Source organism: Rothia sp. P6271 (assembly GCF_048512995.1).
Lineage (GTDB): Bacteria > Actinomycetota > Actinomycetes > Actinomycetales > Micrococcaceae > Rothia.
The window spans coordinates 16896-34142 of record NZ_JBLXXV010000013.1 but is presented as its reverse complement, the minus strand read 5'-3'; the positions used below and the strand labels follow the sequence as shown (position 1 = coordinate 34142).

Annotated in this window: 14 protein-coding genes, 1 tRNA gene and 1 pseudogene; 5 read left to right on the top strand and 11 right to left on the bottom strand. The window is 47.8% G+C overall.

Annotation, left to right across the window (positions count from 1 at the left end; genetic code table 11):
* Positions 1-342, top strand: a pseudogene (locus ACN08X_RS08190) (DNA mismatch repair protein MutH); the annotation flags it as partial.
* Between the two features lie 114 nt (positions 343-456).
* Entirely contained in the window at positions 457-789 is a 333-nt protein-coding gene (locus ACN08X_RS08185; protein ID WP_419108449.1) for a hypothetical protein, read from the top strand.
* Between the two features lie 174 nt (positions 790-963).
* Here the strand turns inward: ACN08X_RS08185 and ACN08X_RS08180 are convergent.
* Positions 964-1043 (bottom strand) — tRNA-Leu (locus ACN08X_RS08180).
* Positions 1044-1235: 192 nt separating this feature from the next.
* Positions 1236-2711 (bottom strand): pyruvate kinase, encoded by a 1476-nt coding sequence (gene pyk, locus ACN08X_RS08175; protein ID WP_419101798.1) that lies wholly within the window; start codon positions 2709-2711, stop codon positions 1236-1238.
* A gap of 327 nt (positions 2712-3038) precedes the next feature.
* Between pyk and ACN08X_RS08170 the strand changes: the two genes are divergently transcribed.
* Positions 3039-3629 (top strand): flavodoxin domain-containing protein, encoded by a 591-nt coding sequence (locus ACN08X_RS08170; protein WP_419101799.1) that lies wholly within the window; start codon positions 3039-3041, stop codon positions 3627-3629.
* Positions 3630-3642: 13 nt separating this feature from the next.
* Positions 3643-4221 carry a flavodoxin domain-containing protein gene (locus ACN08X_RS08165; RefSeq protein WP_419108448.1) on the top strand — a complete coding sequence of 193 codons (579 nt, stop codon included), beginning with the start codon at positions 3643-3645 and terminating at the stop codon, positions 4219-4221.
* A gap of 82 nt (positions 4222-4303) precedes the next feature.
* Here ACN08X_RS08165 and ACN08X_RS08160 read toward each other — a convergent pair whose 3' ends face one another.
* The 3 genes from ACN08X_RS08160 to ACN08X_RS08150 all read right to left on the bottom strand — a co-directional run bounded on the left by ACN08X_RS08160 (position 4304) and on the right by ACN08X_RS08150 (position 11352).
* The gene (locus ACN08X_RS08160) at positions 4304-5764 is read right to left on the bottom strand and encodes a glutamate synthase subunit beta (protein WP_419108447.1); all 1461 of its coding nucleotides are present in this window, start codon (positions 5762-5764) and stop codon (positions 4304-4306) included.
* Positions 5757-10433: a glutamate synthase large subunit gene (gene gltB, locus ACN08X_RS08155; RefSeq protein WP_419108446.1), complete on the bottom strand. Its 4677-nt coding sequence runs from the start codon at positions 10431-10433 to the stop codon at positions 5757-5759. The genes ACN08X_RS08160 and gltB overlap by 8 nt, the downstream gene beginning before the upstream one ends.
* 733 nt (positions 10434-11166) lie before the next feature.
* Complete coding sequence (locus tag ACN08X_RS08150) at positions 11167-11352, bottom strand: helix-turn-helix domain-containing protein (protein WP_419108445.1); 186 nt, start codon at positions 11350-11352, stop codon at positions 11167-11169.
* A gap of 183 nt (positions 11353-11535) precedes the next feature.
* On the opposite strand from ACN08X_RS08150, the gene ACN08X_RS08145 reads away from it, so the two are divergent.
* The gene (locus tag ACN08X_RS08145; protein ID WP_419108444.1) at positions 11536-11931 is read left to right on the top strand and encodes a helix-turn-helix domain-containing protein; all 396 of its coding nucleotides are present in this window, start codon (positions 11536-11538) and stop codon (positions 11929-11931) included.
* A gap of 328 nt (positions 11932-12259) precedes the next feature.
* On the opposite strand, the gene lgt is transcribed toward ACN08X_RS08145, so the two are convergent.
* The 6 genes from lgt to ACN08X_RS08115 all read right to left on the bottom strand — a co-directional run bounded on the left by lgt (position 12260) and on the right by ACN08X_RS08115 (position 17245).
* Positions 12260-13114 (bottom strand): prolipoprotein diacylglyceryl transferase, encoded by an 855-nt coding sequence (gene lgt, locus ACN08X_RS08140; RefSeq protein WP_419101806.1) that lies wholly within the window; start codon positions 13112-13114, stop codon positions 12260-12262.
* Positions 13107-13964, bottom strand: coding sequence for a tryptophan synthase subunit alpha (gene trpA / locus ACN08X_RS08135; RefSeq protein ID WP_419108443.1), 858 nt, complete (start codon positions 13962-13964; stop codon positions 13107-13109). Before trpA ends, lgt begins: the two co-directional genes overlap by 8 nt.
* On the bottom strand, positions 13964-15298 hold the full coding sequence (gene trpB, locus ACN08X_RS08130; protein WP_419101808.1) for a tryptophan synthase subunit beta: 1335 nt from the start codon (positions 15296-15298) through the stop codon (positions 13964-13966). Before trpB ends, trpA begins: the two co-directional genes overlap by 1 nt.
* A 46-nt stretch (positions 15299-15344) precedes the next feature.
* A complete protein-coding gene (trpC, locus tag ACN08X_RS08125) occupies positions 15345-16169 on the bottom strand; it encodes an indole-3-glycerol phosphate synthase TrpC (RefSeq protein ID WP_419108442.1) in 825 nt (274 codons plus the stop codon).
* Between the two features lie 113 nt (positions 16170-16282).
* Complete coding sequence (locus tag ACN08X_RS08120; protein ID WP_419101810.1) at positions 16283-16534, bottom strand: HGxxPAAW family protein; 252 nt, start codon at positions 16532-16534, stop codon at positions 16283-16285.
* 132 nt (positions 16535-16666) lie between these two features.
* Positions 16667-17245 carry a Trp biosynthesis-associated membrane protein gene (locus tag ACN08X_RS08115; protein ID WP_419108441.1) on the bottom strand — a complete coding sequence of 193 codons (579 nt, stop codon included), beginning with the start codon at positions 17243-17245 and terminating at the stop codon, positions 16667-16669.
* Positions 17246-17247 lie beyond the last annotated feature (2 nt).

The window sequence follows — 17247 nt, the reverse complement described above, 5'->3', positions numbered from 1 at the left end:
TTTATTCTAGACGATATTAAGTTCTGGGGGTTTCCCGAACAACTGTTAGAAGAAGTTCAACGGGTTTGGAGACAGACTCAAAATATTATCCGCGAAGGAGTAGAACTCACCGTAAAAGGAAATAAAGTATCAACAAATTTCCCACAGAGTAGAGTAAATAAAGTGATTTTTACAAAAATACACGCGCAGAACACCTACTATGAGGTAGGTCCATCAGAATTTCTCGGCAAGGGGAAGATATCTGATACGGATACCTTGCCCAACGGAATAAAAATCACAAAGCATTCATTTTGGTTACCCAAGAGGTTTTTAAAAGATGTGTTGGAAGGAAAATGGGACTAAAAATAGGAGAAAAAGTCCTGAGCTATCTGTTATGCACGTAATAAGCCAAATTGATAACCTGTTTACACCCTCGCTCTTAGATAATCTCAAAGAGTCTGAGGAATGATAACTAGTATGGACCTCTATAAACTCGAAAACGTCGCATACGACTTCAACCAACATGTCAGAAAAAAGCTCCCCAAACATCTAAAACACGACTGCGACACTGGAGGCGGAGGAGACAGCGAAACAGCCCTATGGGTCGCTGAACTAGTACACCAATACGCTATCTCCATAGACCCCAAACTATACGTTAACTGGAGAGAACACCAACCTATCGTCTACGGCAGCACATGGGCCGGATACCACTGCGCCGTTGAAGCATTAGAAGCAATCGACGCTCGCCCAGAAGTTCAAGCAGAGTTTAAACGTAGAGGAATCACACCTTCGGTGAAACATCTCTCGTAGACTCAAAAGATATTTCTATTGAGAATCTCACAGAGAGAAAGTTAAGCCTCAAAATTACCCTTTACAGGTTTTTCCGAGAATAGAGCGTTCTCCCCTAACACAAAATAACACCTTACCGATGGGTTGATACCAATAAAAAACCCTCTTCTACAAGAGAGAAGAGGGTTTATTGTGTGCCCAAGGTGGGACTCGAACCCACACTCCTAAGAACCGCATTTTGAGTGCGGCGCGTCTGCCAATTCCGCCACTTGGGCGCATCTGCGCTAAGAGCACTCCTCTACGATACACCATTACTACGCAAAAGTGAAATCGAAAGAGTCGAAATCATAAAATACTTTATCTAATGCCTCACAACACAACAGAAAGAAGCCCCATCCTCGCTCATAAACAGAACATAGGACAGGGCTTCTTCTCGTATCAGGATAAAACCTTAGAGAGTGACGATGCTAGGAATCTTCACCCCAAGGGCCGAGTTTCTCTTTCTCTTCAGGAAGAAGAGCACCAGCGTCATCCAAGTCACCAATACGGTGAACTTTCAACATGTTGGTTGAGCCGGCAACGCTTGGAGGTGAACCAGCCGCCATAACGATGAGTTGATTAGGTTCAGCAATTTTTTGAGCCAAAAGGTACTGGTCGACCAGACCTGTCATCTCATCAGTGTTTGCAACGCTCGCAGCTTCTACCGCGTCTACACCCCAAAGCATTGCAAGGAATGCGCGAACCTTAGGATCAGGAGTAAATGCAATCACAGGCTTCGATGGGCGCAAACGTGCAAGACGGCGAGCTGTATCGCCGGACTGAGTGAACGCGGTAATGTAATCAACATTGAGCTGATCAGCAACGTTCACTGCCGCACGAGTAATCGCGCCACCACGAGTCTTAGGAGAAGTGCCTAGTTCAGGCACGCGATACAAGCCACGTTCCTCAGTGGATTTGACGATACGAGCCATCGTCTGAATGGTGATAATCGGGTACTCGCCCACAGATGTTTCACCAGAAAGCATGACGGCGTCTGCGCCATCAAGGATAGCGTTAGCGCAGTCAGATGCTTCTGCACGAGTTGGAGTGGGGTTATGAATCATTGATTCAAGAACCTGCGTTGCCACGATAACAGGCTTAGCCCAGCGGCGAGCAAGTTCGATGGCTCGCTTCTGGACGAGAGGGACCTCTTCAAGAGGATATTCAACGCCTAGGTCACCGCGAGCGACCATGATACCGTCGAACTTATCGACGATGTCTTGAAGATTGTCAACAGCCTGAGGCTTCTCAACCTTCGCAATAACGGGGATGCGGAATCCTTCTTCGTCCATGATTTCGTGAACACGAGCGATATCGTCGCCAGAGCGCACGAAAGAAAGAGCGATAATGTCGACACCAAGTTTCAAAGCGAAGCGAAGGTCGCGTTCATCTTTTTCGGTCAATGCGGGGATAGATACCGCAACACCGGGAAGGTTAATACCTTTATTGTTGGAGATAGGCCCACCAACAACAACGCGTGTTGTTACTGTCGTGTCAGTTACTTCAATGGCTTCAAGACGAATTTTTCCGTCATCGATGAGCAGGGTGTCTCCGGGAGCGACGTCTCCAGGGAGTCCTTTGAAGGTAGTACCACAGATGTCTTTGGTACCTTCGACGTCTTCGGTCGTAATTTTGAAAGTATCACCAGGTTCTAGAACTTCAGAACCGTTTTTGAAGGTTTCAAGGCGAATCTTTGGGCCTTGTAGGTCTGCCAAAATGGCAACGTTTTTACCGAGCGCTTTGCTCTGTTTACGAATGTTCTTGTAGGAATTTGTGTGAACATCGTGGTCGCCGTGGCTCATGTTAAGGCGGGCGACGTTCATGCCAGCTTCAATAGCTGCCTTAATTTTCTCCTCAGAGGAGATTGCCGGACCAATAGTACAAACAATTTTTGCGCGTCTCATGTATACAACCTTAGTAAGTTTGGGGGTGCGACAACAAGGGGGATGATAGAACATCTTGCGATAGTGCGTTCAATGAGCCACAAAAAATAACATTCCCACACATTCACAGATATTCTTAGCATCTCTCCGGGTGCATACCTCATTATACGGGCATAAACCTTCTTTTTGTCCCAGAAATGAGAAAAATAACTCATAAAACCAGCCTATTTCCCACAAAAACACACATCTTATTCGTTAAATGTTCCATCGCCGTTCAACTTGTTTTATTCTTGAGATATAAAAGCACCGCAAACCACGCCTTACCGGCATGAAAGAAACGTGAGACTCATGAGCACCCAAAACGTCGTTATCCTCTTCGGCTCAAACTACGGATTTACAGAACGGTACTGCCGCTGGATTGCAGAAGAACTCCAAACTCTCGACCAGTCCCCCAACATTAGCCTCAGCCCCATTGCAGAAGCCACCGACGAGCTCATCGAATCTGCTGACGTACTCATCGTCGGGGCAAGTTACCTTGGAGGGTTCCTCACCGGCGCTCCAACATTACGCAAACGCCGTGAAGCAATGCTCAAAGTTCCGCACCGCGTCTTCTTCACCGTATGTTTCAACGGTCTAGCCGTATACCCGCGTGAATACCTCGACAAACGCGTCATGAAATCTTACAAAGAAGACGTCGCAGGAAACTGCCCCACCTACCACTTCCGCGGAGGACTAGACCTCTCCCAAATGACGAAAACTCACAAAACTGTTCTAGCAGGAGTTCGCACCGCATATCGTCTCAAGCCTCACGCGAACGAATACGACAAACAGATGATTGAATCTTTCGACAATGGTGGTGGAGACTACACCAACCGTGAAGACATCTTCCCCCTCGTCGAAACAGTCGCAGGGTATCTCTCCCCCAACGTAGAAAGCTAAGGCGCGTATCCTCATGGGAGCACGTGTTCTCATCTCAGCCGGTAGCCAGTACGGATACACCACAGAATATGCACACTGGATATCCGAAGCGTTAACTAACCATGACAACACTATCAACGTAACGATTTGCGCTACAGAACAGCTCTGCGCAGAAAATATTCAATCAGCAGATATTGTTCTTATCGGAGCTAGCGACTATGGAACATTTTTGACAGGAGCAAAAACAACACAAAAATACGCTGAACTATTGCGATCAGTCCCACGCGTGTTTTTTACCGTATCTTTTAACGGGCTTGAAGGTAATATCCGCCAAAAGTTAGACAATATGGTGATAAAGAACTATGGCGAAACGTTAACGGAGAACGCTAAAATTTTCCATTTTCGTGGAGGACTAGACCATACCAAGCTCAGCATGAAACATAAAACGCTCATGATGGGGGTACGTGCAGCAATAGCGGCAAAACCTCAACGCTCTCAAGCTCAAGAACAAATGCTTAAAAGCTTTGAACAGGGAAAAGTAAACTATTCTGACCCAATAGCTGTTAAACCGTTAGTCGAGCACGTCCTACAAACGTTAGCTACTCAACAATAACAATATTTGTTCTCCTCTATGTGGTAGGGTAAGAGATATCTTTTACCCCACCACATAGATTTATTTATACCGTCTCTTACTCTTAAAGAAGCGTAAACCCGCGATCATGAGGAGACACCGGTTCAGGTAAGAAAGTGGAACCGGTAAGATACCGCTCAACTGCGGCAGCTGTTGCACGCCCCTCAGCGATAGCCCACACCACCAGAGACTGTCCGCGGCCAGCGTCACCACAAGAAAACACGCCAGGAACATTCGTCATATAGTTCTCATCTCGTGCAACATTTGACCGCTTGTCATAGCACGCACCAATTTGTTCTTCTAAAGTTCGAGAATCTTGCCCCGTAAAACCTAACGCCAAAAACACAACATCAGCAGGGATAACATGTTCGGTACCTGGTTCAGGGACACGACGGCCATCAGGTAGGTACTGCGTCTTAGCAACTTTAAGACCTGTCAAAACACCATTCTCACCAACGAACTCCACGGTTGACGCTAAATAGCGAAGCTCTCCACCCTCCTCGTGAGAAGAAGACACCTCAAATACTTTTGGAAACATCGGCCATGGTTCACTATCAGAGCGTTCAAGCGGTGGCTGTTCACCAATCGCAAGAGTCGTAATAGATGCTGCTCCTTGGCGTACAGCCGTACCGATACAGTCAGATCCAGTGTCTCCACCGCCCAAAATAATCACGTTCTTACCGGTAACGTCAATGCTCAGTGAAGAGCTCTCCCCTGAGACAAAACGATTCGTGTCCTTGAGATAATCCATTGCCGGATAAATACCAGATAACTCAGCGCCCGGAATATCCAGTAAACGAGGAGCTGTTGCCCCTGTCGCAACAATAACAGCGTCATATCGTCGTCGTAACTCATCCCACGTAATATCAGTACCAATATTAATGCCGGGACGGAAACGAGTGCCTTCTTCTTCCATCACTGCAAGACGACGCTCCACCACAGATTTCTCTAATTTAAAATCAGGGATACCATAGCGCAACAAACCACCAATTTTAGAGTCACGTTCAAAAACAGCAACCGTAAAACCAGCCTGCGTTAATTGTTGAGCAGCCGCTAACCCAGCTGGCCCAGAGCCCACCACAGCAACCGTCTTATCTAACATACGTGCAGGAAGAATAGGCTCAATCAGGTTCTCAGCAAACCCAGCTTCACCAATAGAATACTCAGCTTGTTTAATAGTGACCGCCGGCTGATTAATACCTAGCACACAAGAAGATTCACACGGAGCTGGGCACACGCGTCCCGTAAATTCCGGAAAATTGTTTGTTGCGTGCATACGCTCCACCGCTTCACGGGTACGACCACGCCACACCAAATCATTCCACTCAGGAATAAGATTCCCCAAAGGACACCCAGCGTGACAAAACGGCACACCACAATCCATGCAACGCGATGTCTGTTGACGGATAACAGCCTCGTTTGGGCGAACCTGCACCTCACGATAATCCATAATACGCACAGGCACAGGACGCTTAGGACGGTCTTGACGAGTTGTTACTTCTAGAAAACCACGAGGATTAGCCACGGGTTACCTCCAAAATCTTCTTCCACACAGCCATCGAGTTAGGATCTTCACCTTGAGCTTGAGCGTCCTGACGAACACTCAAAACCGCCGCATAATCACGCGGCACAACCTTCGTGATACGGCGCATGGTGTCCTCTTCATCTGCCAAAAGCTGCTGCCCCAGATGCGACCCCGTATGCTGCACATGTTCTTCCAAAAGTTGGCGAACCTCTGAACAATCTGTTTCAGATAAAGCGTAAAACAATAGTTCGCCCTGCTCACGAGAATCTTTATTCACATTCTTCATGTTGAGATCTAGTACATATGCATAACCACCACTCATACCAGCACCAAAATTACGTCCTGTCTCACCCAAAATCAGGGTTCTGCCACCTGTCATATATTCACAACCGTGGTCACCGATTCCTTCAACAACAGCAGTAGCACCAGAATTACGCACTAAGAAACGTTCACCTACAACACCACGGATAAACAGTTCACCGCTGGTAGCGCCATAACCGATAACGTTCCCTGCCACAACATTTTCATGAGCGATAAGAGGAGCATTCTCATCTGGGCGGATAATAATTCGTCCACCAGATAAGCCTTTACCGGCGTAATCGTTGGTGTCACCAACTAGTCGAATAGTCATTCCTTGAGGAATAAACGCACCCAAAGACTGACCAGCATGTCCTTTCAGATGAAGATCAATCGTATCTGGCTCTAATAAGTCAGTACCAAACGTTTTCGTCACATAATGTCCTAGCATTGTGCCGATAGAACGATCAGTATTCACCACATCACGAGTGATTTGAGTCTTCTGACGGTGCTCAAAAGTGGCAGAAGCCGCACGAATAAAATGGTGATCGATATGAGCATCCAGTTCATGGTCTTGTTCACGGCTATGACGCACTCCCCGACCCGCGTACTCTTCAAACGTTGAACGCAGAATAGGCGATAAGTCTAAACCGTCAGCTTTCCAATGTTCGATAGCAGCAGAAGTATCCAAAAGTTCTGCACGCCCAATAGCCTCGTCAAGACTTCTCAACCCCAGCTGCGCTAAATATTCACGAACTTCTTCAGCAATAAATTTAAAGAAGTTCATAACATGCTCAGCTTTACCGGTGTACCGTTCGCGAAGCGTCGGGTTCTGTGTCGCAACCCCCACTGGGCAGGTATCCAAATGGCATTTACGCATCATAATGCAGCCCTCCACCACGAGTGGAGCTGTTGCAAAACCGAACTCTTCTGCACCCAATAAAGCAGCAATCATCACGTCACGACCGGTTTTTAGTTGCCCGTCAGCTTGCACAACCACGCGGTCACGTAAACCGTTAATCATCAAAGTCTGTTGAGCCTCAGCAAGACCTAACTCCCATGGTGCTCCAGCATGTTTCAAGGAGTTCAAAGGAGCAGCACCAGTACCACCATCGTGACCAGAAATAAGCACGACATCGGCTTTAGCTTTCGTTGCACCGGCAGCAACCGTTCCAACACCCACCTCAGACACCAACTTGACATGAATACGAGCCTGCGGGTTGGCACGTTTGAGGTCATAAATCAGCTGTGCCAAATCCTCAATAGAATAAATATCATGATGAGGAGGTGGCGAAATCAAGGTCACCCCAGCTGTCGCGTGACGGGTCTTCGCCACCCACGGGTACACTTTCTGACTCATGAGCTGCCCACCTTCACCAGGTTTAGCGCCTTGAGCCATCTTAATCTGAATATCTTGGGCGTGTGTTAGGTATAAAGACGTCACACCAAAACGACCAGAAGCAACCTGCTTAATAGCTGAACACCGTTGCGGGTCAAGAAGCCGTTCAACATCTTCACCGCCCTCACCAGTATTCGACTTTGCACCCAAAGCATTCATCGCAATAGCCAAAGTCTCATGAGCCTCCTGAGAGATAGACCCATACGACATCGCACCCGTCGAAAAACGCTTCACAATAGAGCTCACCGGCTCTACCTCAGAAATATCAATCGGAGGGCGATCCTGCTTCAAAGACAATAACCCACGTATTGTCATCAGCTCTTTAGACTGATCATTTACACGTTCTGTATAAGACTTGAAAATATCGTAGCGCCCCGTTTTGGTTGCATGCTGCAAACGAAAAACAGTCTCAGGGTTAAACAAGTGGGAGGCACCATCACGACGCCAATCATATTCACCGCCAGTTTCTAAAGTACGATGTGGAACAGCTACCCCACCTTGAGGATAAGCACGGTCATGACGGGCTTTCACCTCAGCAGCAATAACGTCAAGACCCACACCATCCATCTGCGAATGAGTCCCTGGAAAATACTCGCTCACAAGACGCTCAGACAAACCCAAAGCTTCAAAAGTCTGAGCACCACAATACGAAGATACCGTAGAAATACCCATCTTCGACATAATCTTCTGCAGACCTTTGCCCAAAGCCTTAATCAAGTTCTTAACAGCTTCATCCTCAGAAACTGACTCAATCTCACCATCTCGAACCAGCTGTTCCACCGACTCCATGGCAAGATACGGGTTCACCGCTGAAGCACCATAACCAACCAAAGTAGCAATATGATGCACTTCGCGAACATCACCAGCTTCAACCACCAAAGACGCCTTCGTACGAGTTGCAGAACGCAAAAGGTGATGATGAACCGCCGCCGTCAACAGCAACGACGGGATAGGCGCCCACTGCGCATTAGAATGACGATCAGAAAGAATAATATGCTCCACACCGCGATTAACAGCGGCAGACACCTTTTCACAAATTTCACTCAGCCGAGCACGTAAAGCGTCTTCTCCCCCAGCAGGGTTATAAAGACCCCGAACTTTCAGGGCAATACCCATACCATCCTCATCAGTGAGGTGAGCAATCTTTTCCAACTCATCATTATTGATAACGGGAAAATCTAAACCAATATGACGAGTATGTACACGCCCATTACGAAGAATATTCCCATTAGGACCTACCGACGTCTTCAAGGACGTAACAAGCTCTTCACGAATAGAGTCAAGAGGAGGATTCGTTACCTGAGCAAAAGACTGCACAAAATAGTCAAAAAGTAATCGTGAACGTGACGAAAGAACCGCAATAGGAGTATCCGTTCCCATCGCGTAAATAGGCTCTGCACCATGTTGTGCCATCGGGGCAAGAATCTTTTTAAGTTCTTCAGTGGTGTACCCAAAAGTCTGTTGGCGCAGAGTCATTGATGAACGAGGGTAACGAATATGTTCACGTTCAGGTAAATCGGCAAGATTGATAATGGACTCTGACGCCCATTTTTTCCATGGGTGACTATTCGCTACGCTCTTTTTAACTTCTTCATCTGAGATGATACGTTGTTGTTCTGTATCGACGAAGAACATCTTTCCTGGGCTGACTCGACCTTTCTGAACGATATTCTTCTCGTCAATATCGATAACGCCCACTTCAGATGCAAGAACAACAAGACCTTCATCAGTCACCCAGTAGCGTGCTGGTCGTAACCCGTTACGGTCAAGAACAGAACCAACCCGTGTACCATCGGTAAAGGCTACGGCTGCTGGACCGTCCCATGGTTCCATTAACGTTGAATGATATTGGTAGAAGGCTCGGAGGTCTTCGTCCATATCCTCGTGTTTTTCCCACGCCTCAGGAATCATCATCATCATCACTTGTGGCGCGCTACGCCCAGAGAGCAACAGCAGTTCTGCAACCTCGTCAAAAGACTGAGAATCTGAAGCACCCGCCGAACAGATGGGAAATAATTCTTCGGGGTTTCGTCCTAACAATGGTGATTTGAGCTGTGATTGACGCGCTCGCATCCAGTTACGGTTGCCTTTGACGGTGTTGATTTCGCCGTTATGTGCGATGGTTCTAAAGGGTTGCGCTAACGGCCATGAGGGAAAGGTGTTCGTTGAAAATCGTGAGTGGACGATAGCAAGTTTTGTCTGAAATCTGGGGTCTGAGAGATCAGGATAAAAGGGTTCTAGTTGTGCGGTGGTTAGCATTCCTTTGTACACGATGGTTCGTGTAGAGAAGGACGGAAAATATACTCCGAGCTTGTGCTGTGCGCGTTTACGTAGACGAAAAGCTTTTTGGTCTAGTTGTTGTTGTGCGGATGTTGTGTCGAGGTCGATGATAGGGATATGTCCGGTGAAGGGTGCGGCAACGGCGTCGTGTTCTTCGGGTTCTGCTTCGGCGATGAACATCTGTACAAAGTGAGGCATGACGGCGCGTGCTGATTTTCCAACAAGTTCTGGGTTGGTGGGCACGTCTCGCCAGCCGAGGACTTTGAGTCCTTCTGCGTGGGCGATGTCTTCTAGTGATTGTTTGTATTCGCTGATGTTTTCTTCGTCAGCGGGGAGGAACGCTGTTCCAGCTGCGTATTTTCCGGTTTCTGGTAGGCAGAAGTCTAGTACGGCGCGGAAGAATGTGTCGGGTAGTTGTAGGAGGATTCCTGCGCCGTCGCCGGTGCCTTCGTCTGCTCCGACGGCTCCTCGGTGTTCGAGCCGACGCAGTGCTGTGAGTGCGTGGTCAACGATATCGTGGCTGGCTTGACCGTTGATCGTTGCAACCATCGCTAGTCCGCAGGCGTCTTTTTCGTTGTCGGGGTGGTATAGCCCTTGCGCTTGAGGTATTGCGGCAAATGTTTGGAAGGGTGACGGTGGTGTGGTGGAGTTGTGTTTGCTCTGTGTTGGGGTGTGTGATGTTGGGTTTTTCAAAGGCCTTTTCCTCTCCACGGCGGGTCGTTCACATGCGTTAGGGTACGTGTGTGAGCGAGGTTTCGGTGGTGGTACGGCACAAAGTTTGATATATCCGCATCGTGTATGCGCATAGGCTCTAACTCTTGGGTGTGGGATAAGAGTTAAAGGTCTTTGAGCCGCGCCATTGCAGCGATGGGGTATATTCCGTTTACTGATGGGTATAGGTGTTATCAGTGGTGGATTTGTTGTGGTGCAGTTGATTCCTGTGTGTGGTGGAGTCAATGTTGTTACGTTTTCACGTTCACCGGTAGAAGACGCTAGTTTTTTGGGTGTGTTCTATCTATCTTCTGGTAGTTATTGTGCCTTGTTTTGTTTCAAAAGGGGTAATTCTTCGTATTAATGCACCAGATAGTGAGACGGCTTAGTATCTGATAGTTAAATAGTTGGATGTCTCGGATATTTTTATTTTTAGCGACAAGACGTACACAGTGAAATAAAGGCGTCTCAACAGTATTTTTTGTGATGGACCAAGACCGTTATGGAAGTCCAGAGGGTTTTAACACAGCTCATCTTTCTAGCTGGACCGTTGTGGCACAGCTTTCTCCCCTGTAAGCAGTCCTCAAAATATGTTGTTATCACGGGATAAGAGTATATCGGGGAACTACTCTTTTGTAGTGTGGTGGACGCACCCTGCCCGTAATGTCTTCGGTGTTTTAGAGTGAGGCTTATTTCTACGTCGATGAGATAATACCTATTTGTAGACTTTTTTAGGTTTATTTTTGCGTATCCACTCTTCAACATCGCTGGCGCGGTAACGAACTGAGTGCCCTATTTTGCAGTAAGGCAGTTGTTTTCCTTGCGAACGCCAGTTGGCGAGGGTTGTTTCTTTGAAGCCGGTTAGTTCAGATACTTGAGCCGGTGTTAGCAGCTTGGTCATTAGCAGCTCCTAAAGATTCAGCGCTATCTCTTGGGATTCCTAGTATCTTGTATATACCCACTCGTAATAGGTTGTCCACCTTTAGAGCATATTTTTTATTTTTCCTGTTTTTAGGCAGAGACAAAAACTGGAAAATTGTCTAGAAGTCTTGTCCAATAAAGTTTTTGCGTTAAGAATAGGATTGTGAATAGTCTTTCTCATACTCTCAAAGAAGCCTGCCAGAGCCTCGGTTATTCAACTCAGGAAATATCTAAACGAGCCGAAAAACACGGTTACAAAGTAAGTAAAGCTACTGCCCACAGATACATGACGGGAAAAGTTCCCGCTAAGCCTAACACCGAAGTATTAGACGCTTTCGCAGAAGTCCTAGGGCTAGATTCCCACCAGCTACGCCTCCTAGCGCAACTTCCACCAGCAGGAGGAGAGCCTTTCATCCTCCCAGAAAGAGCAAAAGACCTCACTGATTCAGAACGAGCAGCCGTTATATCCGTTATCGATGCAATCCTCAACAGCAAAACCCAAGCAATAAAAGCCCTAAACCAAAACCCTAGAAAAAGCGAAAACACCCCTACCAACTAGCAAACGATAAGATCACCAAATAGCCTATCGGGATTATACGAGCAGCAGTCCGCGAGACTCCTATAATCCTTCTTGACGAACCAACAGCAGCATTAGACGATTACCACGCGCAATGTGTTCTCGATTTTCTTCAAGAACATTGCCGTAACGGAGGGATTGCTATTGTCGTGACCCACGAGTATCGGGTCATTGAACAGACCAATAACAGAGTACACCTCACCGCATCATAAAACTTCTATACCTTAAAAGACGATGTCCTGCCCACAACATATATTGTGGGCAGGACATCGTCTGGTTTTCTCCCAGAACAATATTACGGAGCTGAAGTTTAGACCCCTTGAGCCGCGTCTATAAGAGCACGTTGACGAGCACGCCTCTTAGCGATGATCAGACCACAAAGACCAAGAACAATCAGCAAACCAGCAGTCCACACATGAACGCGAAGACCCAGCACATAATGAGGAGTATCAATACGCCAGAATATCTCGATAATGATACGTCCTACACCGTAGTACAACACATAGAGCCAAAAAGTCTGACCTAAAACAAGCACCGACTTACGACCTAAATACAATAAGAGCATGACACCGCAAAGATTCCATAACGATTCGTACAGAAAAGTTGGGTGAAAGAGCGTACCGGCAGGGTATTGATGCGGAAAATTTGGAGAATGAGAAGAAATTTCTAAGCCCCACGGCAGAGTAGTCGGTTTGCCGAACAGCTCCTGATTGAACCAGTTACCCCAACGTCCGCAGGCCTGAGCTAAAAGAATACCAGGGGCAACAGCGTCAGCAAAGAGCGCAAAAGAAATACCATAACGACGACAAGCAATCCAAGCACCTAAAGAACCTAAAGAAATAGCACCCATAATACCGATTCCGCCCTCCCATATCTTAAAGACGTTGAGAGGATTAACACCTGCACCAAAATAACTTGCAGGGTCAGTAATGAGCACGTGGTAAGCTCGAGCGCCCACGATGCCAAAGGGGAAAGACCATAACGCGATATCCCAGATACGTTCAGGATCTTGCCCCCATGACTTCCAACGGTAGGCTGTAAGTTTCAAGCACAAGAAAATACCCACCAAAATGCATAAAGCATAAAAATGAATGGTTAGACCACCTACATGAAAACTACTAACAGATGGGGACGGAATAGAAGCCTCTAACACCGTATTATTCATCGTTCTTACCTGCTAACTGACGCGTCAAAACTGCGACTCCTTCAACGCCATCAGATTCTAGAGCTTTCACAAGAGCAGTCCCCACAATCACACCATCAGCATATTGCCCAATTTCTTCAACGTGTTCACGGCGAGAAACACCCAAACCAACACAAACTGCTGGAGCGTCCGCTTCACGTAAATGCTGCACCAGTTCAGAAGCAGCATTGTTCACGGACTGGCGCATACCCGTCACACCCATGACAGAGACCGCGTACACGAAGCCACTAGAAGCACGAGAAATCATCGCTAAACGCTCGTCAGAAGAAGAAATAGCAGCTAAGAAAACACGATCTAACTGATACTTTTCGGAGGCCTCAAACCATGCGGAAGCTTCGTCAGGGACGAGGTCTGGTGTGATGATTCCAGCTCCTCCGGCTGCTGAAAGATCACGAGCGAACTCGTCAACACCATAACTTAACACGGGGTTCCAGTAGGTCATTACAACGACAACAGCAGAGGTGGCCTCAGTAATTTCGTGTACGGCACGAAACACATCTTTTAGACGAAATCCGTTCTCTATGGCGTGTGCTGTTGCCTTTTGAATAACAGGGCCGTCCATCACTGGATCAGAATAAGGGACACCTAGTTCAATAATGTCTGCACCGTTACGTCCTAACGCAATAGCAGCCTGAATGGATTCGTCAACGGTGGGGTAGCCTACCGGTAAGTAACCGATGAGGGCAGCACGTCCTTGTTCACGACATTCTTCAAGGCGTCGTTTCAACGCCGACCCAGCTGGAGCCGGCGGAAAAGAATTATGATGTACAGAATACCGAACGCCTTCTGATAGATAATCACGATACGTCATTAGTTGTTCTCGCTCTCTACGCTCTGAGCTTCGTGCATAGCTTCTTTATTTCCAGTCACTAAAGATGATGAAGGGATGGCTTTACCTAGGCCGAACCATTCTAGGGCTGTTCCCATATCTTTATCGCCACGACCTGAAAGACATACCACCATCACTTTGTCGGAAGCAGTTTCAGGGTCGTTGGCAGCCCATTCGCGTGCAACGCGCAGAGCGCCAGCGAGCGCATGGGCAGATTCGATAGCAGGAATGATACCTTCGGTACGGCATAGTAGCTGTAATGCGTCCATGGCTTCGGTGTCGGTAACGGGCTGGTAGCTGACTCTGCCGATGTCGTTGAGGTAGGAGTGTTCGGGGCCGACCCCGGGGTAGTCGAGTCCAGCAGAAATTGAGTGGGATTCGATGATTTGTCCGTCTTCATTTTGCATCAGGTATGTCATCGCGCCGTGAAGCATGCCAGGTTTTCCAAGGTTAATGGTTGCTGCGTGACGGTCTGTATCGATGCCGTCACCGCCTGCTTCAAAGCCATAGATTTTTACATCGGGGTCGTCAAGGAAAGCGTGGAACATTCCAATAGCGTTGGAGCCTCCGCCAACGCATGCTGCGATACCGTCGGGAAGTTTTCCGGTGGCTTCGAGGATTTGTTCTCGGGCTTCAGTGCCGATGGCGTCGTGGAAGAAACGCACCATGGCAGGGAAAGGGTGTGCTCCTGCTGCTGTTCCAAGGAGGTAATGGGTGTTGTCGACGTTTGCTACCCAGTCGCGTAGTGCTTCGTTAATGGCGTCTTTGAGGGTTCGTGAACCGTTTTGAACGGCGATAACTCGTGCCCCAAGAAGTTGCATGCGTGCCACGTTGAGGGATTGACGTTCGGTGTCTTCTTCACCCATGTAGATGACGCATTCCATGCCGAATAATGCGGCGGCTGTTGCTGTTGCTACACCGTGTTGTCCGGCTCCTGTTTCTGCGATGAGACGGGTTTTTCCCATGCGTCGTGCTAGGAGCGCTTGGCCAATAACGTTGTTAATCTTGTGTGAGCCAGTGTGGTTGAGGTCTTCTCGTTTGAGGAAGAAACGTACCCCGTGAGCGTGCTCTGAGAAGTGTGGTACTTCGGTTAGTAGTGATGGGCGGTTGGAGTATTCGTGGCTGAGGCGTTGGAATTCTGCCATAAATGCTGGATCATTTTTTGCAGATTCGAAGGTTTCTTCTAGCTCGGTCATTGCCATCATTAAAGATTCGGGCATCCATTGACCACCGTATTGACCGAAGTAAGGGCCGGGGGCATTTTTGAGGGAAGAAGAGTTCCCTTTCAAAAAGTTATCTGCAAGTTGGTTTGTCACCGTTATGCCTCGTTTTCTGTTATAGAGCTGTTGAGTGAGTTGGGTCTTAGGCGTTCTGCTGTTGAAGGTATTGTGTACGTCCGGTGTGTCCGGCTTGTTTGAATTCTCGGACAGTGTTTTCGGGTTCTCCGGAACGAACGAGTGCTTCTCCGACGAGGACGGCTTGTGCCCCGTGTAATGCGTAGTCTGTAACATCTTGGGCTGTGGAGACACCAGATTCTGCGATGATGACAGCGTCTTGAGGGAGTAGTTGGGCTAGTTCTGCAAAGTGTGAGTTGTTGACTTCTAAAGTTTTGAGGTTTCGTACATTAACACCGATGATGTGGGCTCCTAGTGTTTTGGCGCGCTCAATTTCTTCTGGTGTGTGTGTTTCAATGAGTGCTCTCATGCCCAGTCTATGGGTGAGTTCTAGAAATTCTCTGAGTGTTTGGTCATCCAGTGCTGCGACGATGAGGAGGATGAGGTCAGCGCCGTAGGCTCGTGCTTCCCAAATCTGGTATTCGTCGATGATGAAGTCTTTGCGTAGTATGGGGATGTTGACGTGTTCGCGTACTGTTTTGAGGTCGTTGAGTGTTCCTTTGAAGCGTCGTTGTTCAGTAAGAACGGAGATGATGCTAGCTCCCCCACGTTCATAGGCTTGTGCGAGGGCGGCGGGGTCGTGGATTTCTCCGAGTTCTCCTTTAGAGGGAGAGGCTCTTTTGACTTCTGCGATGACGTTAAAGGTGTTGGTGGGGCGTAGATAGTTTAGCGCTTCTAGTGCAGGTTTTTGGTTTTGGGCTTGGCGTTGTATCTGCTCTAACGGGGTATTTTTTATGCGTTCTTTGAGGTCTTCACGTACACCTGTGATGATGTTTTCTAAGACTGTTGCCATGCCAGTGTTCCTTCATCAGAAAAAAGAATAGTTATTGGTTGGTGATAGTAATTCCTATGAAATAAGCGTCCCGCCGAGGGCGAGACGCTTATATAAGAGGTCATATACGGAACTTAGTGTCCGGTGTATTTAGTCTTTGCCCCACCTTGACCGTAGCCGGCAGCTTTGAGAGCCCAACCGACGAATGCGCCGAGGACGATTACTCCAAGACCAAGCCAGAAAAAGAATGGATGTCCAAAGTCAAAGCCTAGTGCAGAGATGAGTGCACCGAGAATCATCACAGAGAACATTCCCCATGAAGCAACGGTATTTCCGTGGTTGGGGTATGGAATCTCTGGTGAAAGCACGATCTGCTCTTTAGCCATTGTTTCTCCTTGTATGTGTGTTCCTCTTTGTGGAGGAAATAAACCTATTGACGATTCTAGTCGATAGTGTCAATAACAGCTTAGATTTATGCGCTATGTTGCGTGGTTTTACCCTCTACTCTTAGCTTTCTCTTAGCTTTTTGCCGTGGGGTCAATCCCAGCGCTGAGAGAATCCCAAGTATCAATATCATCTATTTCGTCAGTGACGGGCTGGGTTGTTCTATCGTATTTTCTTTTCTTCGGCCAATGTGCCAGTGCTAGGAACAGGTATAGTCCAAGAAGGGTAATGAGGATTGCGCCAAGACAGGACACCCAGGGCCAGAAGGTGATGGTGTAATCTGCTGCGACCTGCGATAGTCCGGTAGCTTTTCCTACTGGTGTTGTCGAAGCAGAAGTAGGGTCCAGGAGTACTGAAATGATGGATGCGCACATTCCAATACCAGTCAGGGACAGTAAGATGGCGACGATACGCGCAATTCGTGTAGAGGCTAAACGAATGACGAGCATGCCTGCTAAAGCTACGAGGGAGAGGGAACTTACGGCGGGGGCTGCCTCTGAACCGGCAACCTGCACTGTTGAAGCAATCAGTGCGGTGTTGATGCGAATGTCAATCCAGCTAGGTAAGGTTGCGCCGAAGGTGATACCTGCACATATGAGCGTTAGAAATGTTGTTTTAGCGAGGTTTAAACGAGTGTATAAAGAAGTCAGCATAG

Coding starts and splice junctions, on each gene's coding strand:
- ACN08X_RS08185 (WP_419108449.1), top strand. CDS start 457: ATGGACCTCTATAAACTCGAAAACGTCGCATACGACTTCAACCAACAT.
- pyk (WP_419101798.1), bottom strand. CDS start 2,711: ATGAGACGCGCAAAAATTGTTTGTACTATTGGTCCGGCAATCTCCTCT.
- ACN08X_RS08170 (WP_419101799.1), top strand. CDS start 3,039: ATGAGCACCCAAAACGTCGTTATCCTCTTCGGCTCAAACTACGGATTT.
- ACN08X_RS08165 (WP_419108448.1), top strand. CDS start 3,643: ATGGGAGCACGTGTTCTCATCTCAGCCGGTAGCCAGTACGGATACACC.
- ACN08X_RS08150 (WP_419108445.1), bottom strand. CDS start 11,352: ATGACCAAGCTGCTAACACCGGCTCAAGTATCTGAACTAACCGGCTTC.
- lgt (WP_419101806.1), bottom strand. CDS start 13,114: ATGAATAATACGGTGTTAGAGGCTTCTATTCCGTCCCCATCTGTTAGT.
- trpA (WP_419108443.1), bottom strand. CDS start 13,964: ATGACGTATCGTGATTATCTATCAGAAGGCGTTCGGTATTCTGTACAT.
- trpC (WP_419108442.1), bottom strand. CDS start 16,169: ATGGCAACAGTCTTAGAAAACATCATCACAGGTGTACGTGAAGACCTC.
- ACN08X_RS08120 (WP_419101810.1), bottom strand. CDS start 16,534: ATGGCTAAAGAGCAGATCGTGCTTTCACCAGAGATTCCATACCCCAAC.
- ACN08X_RS08115 (WP_419108441.1), bottom strand. CDS start 17,245: ATGCTGACTTCTTTATACACTCGTTTAAACCTCGCTAAAACAACATTT.